10 protein-coding genes and 1 pseudogene are annotated in these 12,890 nt (G+C 63.7%); 1 reads left to right on the top strand and 10 read right to left on the bottom strand.

Features of this window, described 5'->3' with window-relative positions; all coding sequences use genetic code 11:
• The 9 genes from ACQ5ID_RS01545 to rlmN all read right to left on the bottom strand — a co-directional run bounded on the left by ACQ5ID_RS01545 (position 1) and on the right by rlmN (position 10,908).
• Positions 1-1,827 (bottom strand): alanine/glycine:cation symporter family protein, encoded by a 1,827-nt coding sequence (locus tag ACQ5ID_RS01545; RefSeq protein WP_429910715.1) that lies wholly within the window; start codon positions 1,825-1,827, stop codon positions 1-3.
• A gap of 158 nt (positions 1,828-1,985) precedes the next feature.
• Complete coding sequence (locus ACQ5ID_RS01540; protein ID WP_429910714.1) at positions 1,986-2,606, bottom strand: hypothetical protein; 621 nt, start codon at positions 2,604-2,606, stop codon at positions 1,986-1,988.
• A gap of 79 nt (positions 2,607-2,685) precedes the next feature.
• A complete protein-coding gene (locus tag ACQ5ID_RS01535) occupies positions 2,686-3,519 on the bottom strand; it encodes a dienelactone hydrolase family protein (RefSeq protein ID WP_429910713.1) in 834 nt (277 codons plus the stop codon).
• Complete coding sequence (gene purH / locus ACQ5ID_RS01530) at positions 3,519-5,114, bottom strand: bifunctional phosphoribosylaminoimidazolecarboxamide formyltransferase/IMP cyclohydrolase (protein ID WP_429910712.1); 1,596 nt, start codon at positions 5,112-5,114, stop codon at positions 3,519-3,521. Before purH ends, ACQ5ID_RS01535 begins: the two co-directional genes overlap by 1 nt.
• Positions 5,115-5,150: 36 nt before the next feature.
• The gene (locus tag ACQ5ID_RS01525; protein ID WP_429910711.1) at positions 5,151-6,893 is read right to left on the bottom strand and encodes a heparinase II/III family protein; all 1,743 of its coding nucleotides are present in this window, start codon (positions 6,891-6,893) and stop codon (positions 5,151-5,153) included.
• Between the two features lie 10 nt (positions 6,894-6,903).
• Positions 6,904-7,566, bottom strand: coding sequence for a ribulose-phosphate 3-epimerase (rpe, locus tag ACQ5ID_RS01520; protein WP_429910828.1), 663 nt, complete (start codon positions 7,564-7,566; stop codon positions 6,904-6,906).
• Positions 7,567-7,622: 56 nt separating this feature from the next.
• Positions 7,623-8,960 (bottom strand): RsmB/NOP family class I SAM-dependent RNA methyltransferase, encoded by a 1,338-nt coding sequence (locus ACQ5ID_RS01515; RefSeq protein ID WP_429910710.1) that lies wholly within the window; start codon positions 8,958-8,960, stop codon positions 7,623-7,625.
• Positions 8,957-9,721 (bottom strand): 2OG-Fe(II) oxygenase, encoded by a 765-nt coding sequence (locus ACQ5ID_RS01510; protein WP_429910709.1) that lies wholly within the window; start codon positions 9,719-9,721, stop codon positions 8,957-8,959. Before ACQ5ID_RS01510 ends, ACQ5ID_RS01515 begins: the two co-directional genes overlap by 4 nt.
• Before the next feature lie 32 nt (positions 9,722-9,753).
• Positions 9,754-10,908, bottom strand: a complete 1,155-nt coding sequence (gene rlmN / locus ACQ5ID_RS01505; RefSeq protein ID WP_429910827.1) for a 23S rRNA (adenine(2503)-C(2))-methyltransferase RlmN — start codon at positions 10,906-10,908, stop codon at positions 9,754-9,756.
• Between the two features lie 121 nt (positions 10,909-11,029).
• On the opposite strand from rlmN, the gene ACQ5ID_RS01500 reads away from it, so the two are divergent.
• The gene (locus ACQ5ID_RS01500) at positions 11,030-11,794 is read left to right on the top strand and encodes a DUF6065 family protein (RefSeq protein WP_429910708.1); all 765 of its coding nucleotides are present in this window, start codon (positions 11,030-11,032) and stop codon (positions 11,792-11,794) included.
• Positions 11,795-12,202: 408 nt separating this feature from the next.
• Here ACQ5ID_RS01500 and ACQ5ID_RS01495 read toward each other — a convergent pair.
• Positions 12,203-12,382: pseudogene (locus tag ACQ5ID_RS01495) on the bottom strand (sterol desaturase family protein); the annotation flags it as partial.
• Positions 12,383-12,890: the final 508 nt, after the last annotated feature.

Here is a 12,890-nt window from a genome sequence, read left to right as displayed (position 1 = left end):
TTACCCGGCGGGTTCTTCGCCTTTCCCGCTCTCCGGCTTGGCGGAAGCCACCGGCTTGCCGTCCGGCCCTTTGGCCGTATCGCCAAACCATGCCGGAGGCACGACGCCGTTCTTGTCGAAGTCGCGCGTGTACTTGACGACCATTCCTGACAGCAACAGCAGTGCCAGCAGGTTGGGCAGTGCCATGGCCGAGTTGGCGATATCGCCCAGGCGCCAGACGAAGTCATTGGCCTGGATCGCGCCGGTGAACACCATGGCCACCCACACGAAGCGGAACGGCTTGGCGGCCCAGTCGCCCACCAGATAGGTGGCCGACTGTTCGGCGTAGTACGACCAGCCGATCAGCGTGGTGAAAGCGAACAGGGCGAGCGCCAGTCCGATCACCCAGCCGCCGACCACCGGCAGGCCCTGTCCGAAGGCCGCCGACGTGATGCCGACATCCTGAAGTTCGCCGATCGACATCCAGGCGTATTCGACGAAGCCGCCGCCCTCGGTCGGGTACTGGCCAGCGACCACCAGGATCACCAGCGCCGTCATGGTGCAGATGATGATGGTGTCGATGAACGTACCCAGCATCGCCATTTCGCCCTGACGGATCGGGTTCTTGGTCTGGGCTGCGGCGTGGGCGATAGGCAGGGAGCCCTGGCCGGCCTCGTTGGAGAACAGGCCGCGCGCGACGCCAAAACGCACCGCCTCCATCACCGCATAGCCTGCCAGCCCGCCTACAGCTGGTCCAAATCCGAAAGCGTACTCGAAGATCTGCATGAAGGCGCCCGGCACATGTTCAATGTGCAGGACAAGGACGAAGGCTGCGACGAGGACATAGGCCGCCGCCATGAACGGCACCATGATCCCGGCGACGCGTCCGATGGACTTGATGCCGCCAATAATCACCAGGAAGACAAAAAACGCGATCAGCGCGCCAGGTATCCACGCAGCAACCACCAGGCGCAGCGTGTCGGCAGTGAGCACGCCGGGCGCCGCCTCGGCGGCCATGGCGGCCTCAGGGTCAATCACCTGGCCGGTTTCGGCCGCGGCGGCTGCCGCAGCGGCTTCTGCTGCGTCTGCGGCCGCGGCGGCGCGTGCACCGCGGGCCCGCCCGCTTGCGTCCAGCTCGATAATGCCCCCGGCGTCCACGATGCGCCGGGCCTCGCAGGCCGACATGCCGATATTGGCCGTGGGCTGCAAAAGCTGGCAGGGCAGGATGCGCGCGATATTGTTTTCGGTGCCCGTCTGAACGCCGTTGGTGATGGAGTTGGACTGGATCATGTTGCCAGTGGCGAGCGCGGAGAACAGCGCGCCGATACAGAACACCACTGCCAGCCAGCCCCAGCCTTTGCCCAGGCCGTTCTTGATGTAGTACATCGGCCCGCCATGGAAGTGTCCGTCAGCGTGCTTTTCACGGAAACGCACGGCCAGCGAGCCTTCCGCGTATGACAGCGCCATGCCGAACAGGGCGGTGATCCACATCCAGAAAATCGCGCCGGGACCACCCAGCGAGATGGCAGTGGCAACCCCGGCCAGATTGCCGGTGCCGACCTGGCCGGAAAGCGCAGTGGACAGCGCCTGCCATGGCGTGATGTCGCCAGCGCTCTCATCGCCCTTGCGCCCGCCCCACAGCCGGGAGAACGCGCCGCCCAGTGTCCGGACCGGGCGGAAGCCCAGACGGACCATCAGGAAAAGGCCAATCCCGAGCAGGGCTACCACCATGGGACCCATGGGGACGATCTGATCGTCACCCCAGTATCCGCCCCACAGGAAATCCGCCGCCATGAACACAAGATCGACGAGATTTGTCCCGCCCGCTGGCGCTTGCTCAACTGCCATAATGTCGCTCCCCACAAATTTGGTGGGTGCAGCTTAGGCACCTGCCGGGCAAACGCAAACGCCTTTGTGACATTGATAATCGGCCACGACTGATGGGGCAGGCGCGGCCCCCATGCACCATTAATTCAGGGCCGTGGCTTTGCGGCGGTGCAAGGCGGCTACGGCGTGCCGCTCGGCTGATAAGGCGTGATGGCAAACACGCCCCAGGGCCACAAATCATCGTTCATATCGGCCAGATCGTTGTGGTTGAGGCGCGGCCAGACCAGCATGACAGGGCCAAGCCCGCCCGTGGCCAGCGGGTCGCCGTCCGCGCGCAGGGCAAGGATGGGCTCATGGCGGGCAATAAGCTCTGCAGGCACCTCTGCTTCATACCCGTCAAAGGCGGTAAGGCGCACGCTCGCCCCCTCCAGCCCGGCACTGCGCAACACCTCGGACAGGCGAGGCCCGTCGAACACGCGCGGCGAGCTGCCGACGGGGAAATCTGCGCGTATCTGGCGCCAGCTCATCGCCGTCAGTTCCGGGCGGGTAAATCCGCGCGCGCCCTGCACCTCGATACCGTAAATGGCATAGAGGCCCTCATAGGTGACAGGACGGCTGCCACGATGGGCGCTATCGACCCCGGTGATGACCAGCACAACCGGGCCGGTGCGCGATATGGCGTCCGGGTCAACCGGATTCTGGCCACAACCCGGAAGCGTCAGCCCGGTTATCAGAAGCATGAGGCCAGCCAGCCCTGTCAGTCCGGCACGCCAGCATTGCGCAGCAGTAAAACCTGACATCGCGTCTCCCCTTTTTGGTGCGTATGGCGCGGCGCTGACCACCACCATGCGCGAGTATGCTCCCGATGGCCAGCCAGCCCTAACGCTGACCGGCCAGAAGGCTGTCCGCCAGACGCTCAGCAAACCAGTCATGTGCATGGGCCGCGCCTTGTGCGTCATGGCGCACGCGCGGATCAAATGGCTCGTCAGGCGCATCGAAGGCGTGGGTCAGCCCTGCCATAACCTGCCAGTCGATCTGCGCGCCCGTTTCCAGCTGCGCCTCGAACAGATCACCGCAGGCGCGCGGATTGGCAATCACATCATCGCCCGCCAGCAGGGCATGGACCGGCGGATAGGCCGGCAGGTCATGGTGACGTGCGCGCGACAGAAATCCGCACCACGGATAGACCAGCATGACCGAGCGCACGCCCTCCAGCGCATTGCCGGGCAGCGCCTCCATCCCGGCAGGCGGCGCACCCTCATGGGCAAGCGTCAACGTATCCAGCAAGGTCCAGCCGCCATGGCTCCAGCCGATCAGGGCGAGCCGGGAGGCATCAATCTGCGGCAGGCTGCGCGCATATTCGAGAGCTGCCACGACATCGCCCGCGCGCGCATCACCGCGCAGGCGCGCTGCGCTGCAGACCGTCAGGCGCGCACCCATACGGCCAATCCCGCGTGCAGCGTGGGAATCCACGATCAGTGCCGCAATACCGGCTTCATTGGCGATGGTGGCATAATCGTTCTGCACGGAGATCACCCCGCCGCAGCCTGAAAACATCAGCACGGCAGGGACAGGCTCCGAGGCGCCTTGAGGCATCTGAACGCTGATATGCGGCTCCAGCATGGCGATACGCTGTTCGAGCGTATCAGGCGCATTGCTGCAGGCCGCTAGCAGCAGCGCGGTGAGCGCCAGAATGGCGGCCCGCCAGACCATCAGTGCCGGAAATGGCGCATGCCGGTGAAGACCATGGCAAGGCCCGCCTCATTGGCCGCCTTTATCACGTCGTCATCGCGGATCGAGCCGCCCGGCTGGATGATCGCGGTCGCGCCCGCCTCGATGGCCGCGTTCAGCCCGTCAGCAAACGGGAAGAAGGCATCCGAGGCGCATACCGAGCCGCGCGTGCGCGGTTCGTCCCAGCCATTTTCCTGCGCGGCCAGCTCTGCCTTGCGTGCGGCCAGCACCGCCGCATCCAGACGGCTGGTCTGGCCCATGCCGATGCCGGACGTCGTACCGCCCTTGGCGTAGACAATGGCATTGGATTTCACATGCTTGACCACACGCCAGGCAAACAGCAGATCGGCCAGCTCGGCTTCGCTAGGCGCGCGCTCGGTGACGGTTTTCAGGTCCTTGGCCAGCACATGGCCGGTATCGCGCGACTGGACCAGGAGGCCGCCCGCCACCGATTTGACCATCCAGGCAGCCTGCGCCGGATCGGCGAGGCCATTTGTCACCAGTACGCGGACATTTTTCTTCGCCGCGAGGATTTCCATCGCCGCTTCATCGGCCTCCGGCGCGATCACCACTTCGGTGAAGTGTGAGGCGATGAGATCAGCCGTATCAGCGTCCAGCTTGCGGTTCAGCGCCACAATGCCACCAAAGGCGCTCACCGGATCGGCAGCAAACGCGCGGTCATAGGCCGAGGCGAGATTGTCGGCGGCGCTGACCCCGCACGGATTGGCGTGCTTGACGATGACGCAGGCCGCCTGCTCTTCGGCATCAAACTCGCTGACCAGTTCAAACGCGGCGTCTGCGTCTGCGAGATTATTGTAGGACAGCTCCTTGCCCTGCAGCTGCTTTGCCGAAACGATGCCGGGCCGCGGCGCAGGGCTGGCATAGAGGGCCGCGCTCTGGTGCGGGTTCTCGCCATAACGCAGTCCTTGCGACAGCGCGCCGCCAATCGCGAAAAAGCGGTTGTCCGGCTCGTCTGTTTCCTCGGCCAGCCGCTCGGCAATCGCACTGTCATAGGCGGCGGTGCGGGCAAATGCTTTGGCTGCCAGATGGCGGCGCAGGGCGAGCGTGGTCTGGCCCTCATGCTTTTCCATCTCGCCAATGACCTTTTCCAGATCATCGCCTTCCACGCACACGCTGACATGGGCGTGATTCTTGGCGGCAGCGCGGATCATGGCCGGGCCGCCGACATCGATCTTGGCGATGCAGCCATCAATGTCTGCGCCGGAGGCGACCGCATCCTCGAACGGGTAGAGATTGACCATGAGAAGGTCGATGGCCGGGATGCCGTGCTCTTCCATGGAGGCGAGATCATCCTCCCGGTCACGCCGGGCCAGCAATCCGCCATGAATGCGCGGATGCAGGGTTTTCACCCGCCCGTCCATCATTTCGGGAAAGCCGGTCACTTCGGCGGCGTCCAGCGCCTCCAGCCCGGATTCGCGCAATGTGGCCAGCGTGCCGCCGGTGGAGATCAGCTCGACGCCCATCTCTGACAGCTTGCGGGCACGGGCAACAAGGCCGGTCTTGTCCGATACCGAGATCAGCGCGCGGCGTACCGGCGCAAGGAATTCATCCGACATGAGGGGAATGCTCCATACAAATCTGGCGTCTGGCTATCACGCCCCGCCGACGCGACCAAGGCGCTGGAACGCCCATCTTACACGGTTTGGCGGCCGCTCGCCTCCCCCATACGATTCTGCCTCGCCGGAGATGACCAGCTGGGTCGAGCGCACAGGGCTTGGGCCACTGGCCAGATAAACCGAGCGTTCCAGCCTGACAGGGCCGCCATCGGTGCGAAAACGCCAGCCATCGCCATTGGGCAGGACCAGAAGCGCGCTAAGGGAATCGCGCGAAAGAGACGCCTTCACGCCGGGATGCAGCTGGAAGCGGATGGCGAAGCTCAAAAGCTTCTCCGGATCATCGGGCGGGCCGTCCTCTACGGGGCGGAAAATGCCGTCCTCGCCGCGCAGATCGCCGCCATCCACGGCCAGGAAGAGCCGCCGGCGTATGCCGACACCAAACTTGGCCCGGTAGCCATCATGGCTGGATTCCAGCCAGACGCCGACATCTTCCTCATTGCGGCGCGCACGCACCGGATCAGGCCCGGTTTCGAACCGGTCGCCCAGCAGATTGCGCTTCCAGCCCGGACGGATAAGGCGCGCCGAGGAGGTTTCCTCCAGCGTCAGCGCCGAATGGGCGGCGGTGGCCCGCACCGCTTCGCGCCAGGCCGGCGGCTGGTCATCATTCCAGCCGCAATTGACGATCAGGCGGCCACCGGGCGGCGCAAACTCGAATGATAGCGCGCTGGCATGGGCGTTTATCCCGTGCACGCCTTTTGCTGGCCCTGCCGCATCCAGAATGACGACAGAGCCGCCCGCCTCGGCGCGGTGATAGCCCGAATGGGGTGCAACGTTGAAAGGTTTCACCTTTTCGCGCCCGCGCATGGCGGTTTCAATAAGCCGGGTTGATCCTTCGCCCCCGCCATGGAAGCTGGCAAGCCCTTTGGGGCCCATGCGGAAGAAGCGCACCGCGCCCGCCAGCCGGTCCATCGCCCGGCTGATTTCGGTATCGAGCGTCAGCCCCTGCGCGTTGGCCAGCGCATCCAGCTGCACCAGGGCGGCCAGGATGCGCGCGCTGGTCAGCGGTGTGCGGCTGACATGCCCGCCATCAGGCAGGACTTGCGATTTGAGATCGGCCACCAGCTGGCGTTCGCCGGCCTGGCGTGCGCGCGTGCCGAGCTCAAGGCTTATCGCGGCGGCTGTAAGTGCGATGGCGGCGTCTATCCGCTCGGCGCTGGCTGGCAGCAGGGGGAGGGCGCGCCGCAGCCGGGCCGTCTGCCGGACAAGGCTTTTCAGCCGGGTATCGCGGGCGCCGCGGTCATCACCGCCGTCCAGCAGCGGCAGGACCTGCAGCCAGATACGCACCCGGCGCGCCAGTATGGCCGGGCTCCACGCAAAACTGTTCCAGCGGCCAAACCATGACAGCCAGTCATCAATCAGGGTGAGGGCCGCATCTGTGGGATCGTCTTCGCGCACCGCCAGAAGGTCGGGCAGCCACTCAAAGCTGTGCAGGCGCGCGGCAAAGGCACGCGATGGCGCGGGCAGCGCCCACACGCTCTCGCCAGCCGGTACGCCCAGGGTCTCGCCGCCCAGCGTGAAGCGCCCTGCCAGCAGCGCTGCGCCGCGCGTGGCATCTCCGCCTGGAGCGGGTTCGAGAGGATGGATGGTGCGCTTGCCCGCCCCGCCCGCCAGAGACAGCATGCGATAGGGCGGCAGGAAATTGGCAAAATCGGAAAGTTCGCGGCGTATCGCGCCAAGGCTGGCCTGCCCGATATCCCGGCTGGTGACGAGAGAGCCCATGGGCGCTGTGTCAGCCTCCGCGCAAGGCGTCGATATTGGCCGCGTAGCGCGCCGGTCCGCCGGAGAACACGGCAGAACCGGCCACCAGCGCATCCGCGCCCGCCTCGACGCATTGCCGGGCGGTCTGCGGATTTACCCCGCCATCGACCTCTATCAGGGTGGATGAACCGGCTGCGTCGATCAGGCTGCGCAGCTTTTCGATCTTTTTTAGCTGGCTGGTGATGAAGCTCTGCCCGCCAAAGCCCGGATTGACGCTCATCACCAGCACCAGATCCAGCTCCTCGATCACAGGCTCCAGCACATCGGCGGGCGTGGCCGGGTTCAGCGCCGCACCGGCCTTCACGCCGTGGGATTTGATCGTCTGGATGGTGCGGTGGAAATGCGGCCCGGCTTCCGGGTGCGCGGTAATCATGTCCGCGCCCGCATCGGCAAACTGGGCGATGTAAGGGTCGACCGGCGAGATCATCAGATGCACGTCGAACGGCTTTGTCGACCAGCCGCGCAGCGCCTTCACCACAGCCGGGCCAATGGTAAGGTTCGGCACGAAATGCCCGTCCATCACATCGACATGGATCCAGTCGGCCCCGGCCTCGTCGACAGCTTTCACCTCCTCGCCCAGCCGGGCGAAGTCCGCAGAGAGGATGGAGGGTGAAATCTTGACTGTGCGCGCCATGGTAACGGGCATATCAGCGCCCCCCGGCAAGGGCAAGCTGGCGCGGCCAGTAAGGGTTAGGGCTGCCTCACTAGCCGGGCGATGAAGAAGCCGTCCAGCCCGCCTTGCTCCGCCCACATATCGGGCCGCGTGCGCACATCACCCTCTGGCGTGAGAGCATCGCCAAGACCCGGCAATTCATCGGCGCTTACGGGTTCGCGGGCAGCGCCCGGCGTGCGTTTGAGGAAAGCCTCGATCTGGGCTTCGCCCTCTTCCGGCTCCAGCGAGCAGGTGCAGTAGATCAGCCGCCCGCCGGGTTTGAGCATGGCAAACGCATTGTCGAGCAGGCTCTCCTGCAGGGCGGCAAGGCTGGCGATATCGGCTTCGCTCTTGCTCCATGCCACATCCGGGCGGCGGCGCAGTGTGCCGGTCGCGCTGCACGGCGCATCCAGCAATACGGCGTCGAGTTTCTCATCGGGCTGCCAGCTTGTGGCATCGGCGGTGATGATCTGCGCATTCAGCCCGGTACGGGCGAGGTTCTGGCTGACGCGCTTCAGGCGCGCTTCTGAGCGGTCCACCGCGATGACATCCGCCCCCGCTGCGGCCAGTTGCAGCGTCTTGCCGCCCGGCGCGGCGCAGATATCTGCGATGCGCTCGCCTTCCAGTGGGACCAGCAGCTTGACCGGCAGCGCCGCTGCCGCGTCCTGCGCCCACCAGTTCCCGTCAGCAAAGCCCGGCAGCGCCGTGACATCGCCAATCCCCTCTTTGCGTACCGTGCCTGTGGGCAGCAGCACGCCGCCGATTTCGCTCGCAAAGCCTGCTGCATCAAAGTCCGGCTTGGTGGATAGGTCCAGAGGCGGAGCGCCTGCGCGGGCTAGCGCGATGGCGCGGGCCGTATCCTCGCCGTAAATCTCGCACCAGCGCGCGCGCAGCCAGTCTGGCAGATCGATGAGCGGATCAGCGGCGATAAACGCCTCTGCTCCGCGCTCTGACACTCGGCGCAGCACGGCGTTCACCAGCCCTTTCAGGCGGCGGCCTTCTTCGGCGGCGCCTGTAATCCTCACCCAGCCATCCACCACCGCGTGCGGCGGCGTCATCAGCACCAATAGCTCGCCAGAGGCGAGGGTGAGCACGGCCCGGCCAAACACCTCGCGCGGGCGCAAGGGCTTGTCGAGAAAGCTGTTATAGGCCGCTTCCAGCGTACCCCGGCGGCGGATGGCGGCAGAGAGAATCGCGCGGGCAAACGCCCGGTCGCGCGCCTCCATCGCCTTGTAGCCGGGCTGGGCGGAGAGCGCGCTATCCAGCGCCGCGCCATCGGCCTCCATGGCGAGAAAGGCTTTCAGCGCCGCCTCACGGGCGGAGAGCGGACGGGGTCTGGGGCGAGCGGCGGCGTTTGGCCGGCGTTTGGCTGTCATGCGCCCGGCGGCACTTCGGTGCCCTGTCTCAGCCAGCCTGTCAGGGCGTAGCGATAGCCAGGCGCGAACGGGGCCACCACGCTAACCGCATGCTGGGCGGGTACGCTGAAGAGGGCCAGCGTGTTAAATCCCGGAACAAAGGCTTCGTCGACATGGCCCTCGGCGTTCAGGAATTGAAGCTGCCCGCCGAAATCAGCACGCCAGCCGGGTGTCAAATTGACGACATAGGCGGCCAGCCGGTTCTTGCCGTCCACATCATCATCGTGGGTGGTGAGATAGTGGCCCGGCCCGAACGCGGTCGCCTGGCTGTCAGTGTAGCTGATAGCGCGACGCCCGGTGATCGCGCGCGCCAGCTCCAGAAAGTCCGGGCTGCGCACGATGCCCAGCGCCTGGCGCAGCACCGGATCATCCAGCCTGTCCTGCATACCCAGATCATAAAGCGGATAATTACGGAACAGGTACTGGAAGCCCTGGCGCGCCTGTAGTCCTGCCGTCTCGACGAACTGGGCGAATTTCGCCTTGTCGAGTGCTTCCATGGCGCTGGCTTCGAACGCCCTGTGCTGGCCGCCAATGCAGCTTACCAGGTGCCAGCCGGTCCAGCTGTGCAGGCGCTGATAGAGGGCGTTCGCGGTCTCGGCGGGCAGCAGATCAGGCACGAGCACCCTGCCATCCTTCGCAAATTTCTCCGCGAGCTGTGCAATATCGTCACGTGGTGCCAGACGAGGCCCGGCCGCGCCGGCACCAGGTCCCGCGCTGGTCATGGACGTCCCTGCCTTGATTGGCTGTTCACGCTTCAAGCCCCCGCCTCTCTCTCCAGACGGCGCTTTTCGCTGGCGCGCTGTTTCACGCTTTCAGAGCGTAATTGCCCGCAAGCGGCAAGGATATCGCGCCCGCGCGGTGTGCGGATGGGGCTGGCATAGCCTGCCCGGTTCACGATGTCGGCAAAGCGCTCGATCGTGGCCCAGTCAGAGCACTCGTAAGGCGAACCCGGCCACGGGTTGAACGGGATCAGATTGATCTTGGAAGGGATGCCCTGCAGCAGGCGCACCAGCGCCTTGGCCTCGCCGGGCGAGTCGTTCACGCCCTTGAGCATCACGTATTCAAATGTCACCCGCTTGGAGTTGGAAAGCTCCGGATAGGCGCGGATCGCGTCCATCAGCTCGGCAATCGGGTATTTCCGGTTCAGCGGCACCAGCTCGTCGCGCAAGGCATCGTTGGTGGCGTGCAGGGAGATCGCCAGCATGGTGTTGGTGCGCGCGCCCAGCTCCTCGATCTTCGGCACCACGCCGGAGGTGGAGACCGTGATGCGCCGGCGGCCAATGCCGATGCCTTCGCCATCGGAAATCACGTCAATCGCATCAGCGACATGATCGAGATTATAGAGTGGCTCACCCATACCCATGAACACCACATTGGTGATCTGGCGGTCTTCCAGCCGGCTCGGCCATTCGGCCAGATCATCCTTGGCGATCAATACCTGCTGGACGATCTCGGCGGCGGTGAGATTGCGCACCAGCGCCTGCGTGCCGGTATGGCAGAATGTGCAGTTGAGCGTGCAGCCGACCTGGCTGGACACACACAGCGCGCCCGAACGGCCAACACCCGGAATGAACACCGTCTCGCATTCCACGCCCGGTGACAGCTCGATCAGGTATTTGCGCGTGCCATCCACGCTCACCTGGCGATCAGTTATACGCGGACGGGCGAGGGTGAAATGCGCGCCGAGGCCCTCGCGCAGCTCCTTGGAGATGTCCGTCATCGCGGCAAAATCAGTGATGCCGTACTGATAGACCCAGCGCCAGATCTGGCCTGAGCGCATCTTCGCCTTCTTCTCCTCGACCAGCCCGGTGGCAACCAGGCAATCGCGAATCTGGTTACGCGTCATCCCGGCAAGGGATGGCGTTACGGCAGGCCGGTTGGCGGCGGAAAGATCAAGGCTCGTGCTCATGGCCGCGCGATATACGTCAATCGCGGCCAAATTGCGAGGGCGCGCCTGATGGACACGGTTCTCGACGGGTTGAGGCCGCGCTAGGCTGAGCGCTTTCGCAGCTTCGTGATGTGATCGCCCAATGAAACTTCTCTGCCATCCCCTCGCCGCGCAGGCCCCCACCATCCGTGCCGCCTCCGGCCGCCGCCAGTGGATGGATGATACGCCTGAAAGCTTTGCCTATCGCTGCCTGCCGCTGGCGGTGGCCAATCAGCATGGCTGGGAGGTGTTTACGCCCTCAGGCCTCACCGCGCGCTGGAATGGCGGGGTGCGGGTAGAGGATGTCGAGGTGGAACTCGATGAGCCGCTGACCATGCACCAGCCGGGCAGCGCGATGACCAATTTCGGCTCCGGCATCCTCACCTTCGAGATGAGTTTCCTCCTGCGTACCCCGCCGGGCTGGAATACATGGGTGACCGGCCCCATCAACGGCATCAAGGACGGCATCGCCCCGCTTTCCGGCGTGATCGAGACCGACTGGAGCCCTTATTCCTTCACCATGAACTGGCGCTTTACGCGGCCCGGCGAAGTGCGCTTCGAGGCTGGCGAGGCGGTCGCCCATTTCTTCCCTGTGCGCCGGGATCTCTTTGACCGCATCACGCCGGAACTGCGCCCCATCCAGTCCGATCCGAAGACGCTGGAACAGCTCAATAACTGGCGGGTGAGCCGGGAGGATTTCGCGGGCCGCCTGAAAACCGGCGACAAGGAAGCGGCGGAAGAAAAATGGCAGAAAGGCTATTATCGCGGCCTGATGCCGGACGGCAAAAAAGGCCCCAGCGATCACAAGACGAAAGTGCGCGTCGAGGAGTTCAAACCGGCAGAGACAAAGCCGGGGAAGGGGCGGTAGGGGGTAATACTTAGCCAAAAACGTGATAAGAGAGGTTGTTTGTATGGCATATGTGCATCTGTTGATTGATAGATAGGGGAGTCGTATGAATCCGATTATAGGTAGGAGTCATATTGTAGCAGCTCTGATTTTTATAAATTATGCAGTAGTAAATACTGTTATTTTTATAGGATTTAGAGAAAGCTATCATTCTGCTGCGGTGTGGTCCTCTTTTTCATTTGTAATTGGCGTAAACACTTTTATGACACTAGATTACCATAGAACCATGAGAATTCTGTCGATTGCATATGCTGTTTTCGGCTTTCTTGTGGTTTTATACTTTGCTTTAGCGCTGTAATTGTGACGGAAAAAGCGCCGCATCAGACGATGGCGCAGAGGGTGAAGCTCACTTCCCTCGCGCCCCTCCCTTCACTTCCGCACCAGCGGCCAGGCGAGTTCGCGCGCGGCGGTGACCGGCTCCAGCCCTTCAATGCCGTAGGTTTCCGGATAGTGCCGCGTGATCTTCGCGGTGCCGAACAGCACGTCCCAGAAGAATAAGAGATTGCCGTAATTGCCCTTGTAGTGGGTAACGCCGTCTTGCCAGTGCAGGTGCCTGCCCTACGGGTACGTCCGGCCCTGATCTGGCGCGCTGATGCTCCCGCCAGCGCCGCGCGCGAGGCTTTGTGTGCGTGCTTTGAGGGGGTGTGATTGCGTAGACCGGTGATCTGTCTGACTATGTGATGATTGGGCGTTGCACCAGATTGCAACGCGAATCGAAGTTTGGGGAATTCAGTCATGGCAGAGCCAGAACATGAGGGGCGATCGACGTTACTGATTGAAGCAAGCGTGCAGCTTCGAACACTTCATGAGATGGGCTGAGTCTCGATTGTACGGGACCGGGCGGCTGAAAAGGTTACCGCTTTTCGAAGGGCCCGGTTCCTATATAAAATGGCGAGTGTTTTGGTCTATGCGTTTTTATCGAGCAGCATCAATGATATATAAAATATACATTGCATTTACTCTGCTAGTTTTTGCGCTGGTTATCGCATTTTCAATAGCTGGCGGAGAATTCGCTTTTTATGCTGGCCTAGGAGCTATCTTTTTAATTGTGCAAGCA

This window comes from Glycocaulis sp., assembly GCF_050485565.1.
Classification (GTDB): Bacteria; Pseudomonadota; Alphaproteobacteria; order Caulobacterales; family Maricaulaceae; genus Glycocaulis.
The sequence above is the reverse complement of the archived record's forward strand: the minus strand, read 5'-3'. Positions and strand labels throughout refer to the sequence as shown.

Bases quoted from the DNA above. Each gene is read 5' to 3' on its own strand.
- ACQ5ID_RS01540 (WP_429910714.1), bottom strand. From the start codon at position 2,606: ATGTCAGGTTTTACTGCTGCGCAATGCTGGCGTGCCGGACTGACAGGG.
- ACQ5ID_RS01510 (WP_429910709.1), bottom strand. From the start codon at position 9,721: ATGACCAGCGCGGGACCTGGTGCCGGCGCGGCCGGGCCTCGTCTGGCA.
- ACQ5ID_RS01525 (WP_429910711.1), bottom strand. From the start codon at position 6,893: ATGGGCTCTCTCGTCACCAGCCGGGATATCGGGCAGGCCAGCCTTGGC.
- ACQ5ID_RS01500 (WP_429910708.1), top strand. From the start codon at position 11,030: ATGAAACTTCTCTGCCATCCCCTCGCCGCGCAGGCCCCCACCATCCGT.
- ACQ5ID_RS01535 (WP_429910713.1), bottom strand. From the start codon at position 3,519: ATGGTCTGGCGGGCCGCCATTCTGGCGCTCACCGCGCTGCTGCTAGCG.
- rpe (WP_429910828.1), bottom strand. From the start codon at position 7,566: ATGGCGCGCACAGTCAAGATTTCACCCTCCATCCTCTCTGCGGACTTC.
- rlmN (WP_429910827.1), bottom strand. From the start codon at position 10,908: ATGAGCACGAGCCTTGATCTTTCCGCCGCCAACCGGCCTGCCGTAACG.
- ACQ5ID_RS01515 (WP_429910710.1), bottom strand. From the start codon at position 8,960: ATGACAGCCAAACGCCGGCCAAACGCCGCCGCTCGCCCCAGACCCCGT.
- ACQ5ID_RS01545 (WP_429910715.1), bottom strand. From the start codon at position 1,827: ATGGCAGTTGAGCAAGCGCCAGCGGGCGGGACAAATCTCGTCGATCTT.
- purH (WP_429910712.1), bottom strand. From the start codon at position 5,114: ATGTCGGATGAATTCCTTGCGCCGGTACGCCGCGCGCTGATCTCGGTA.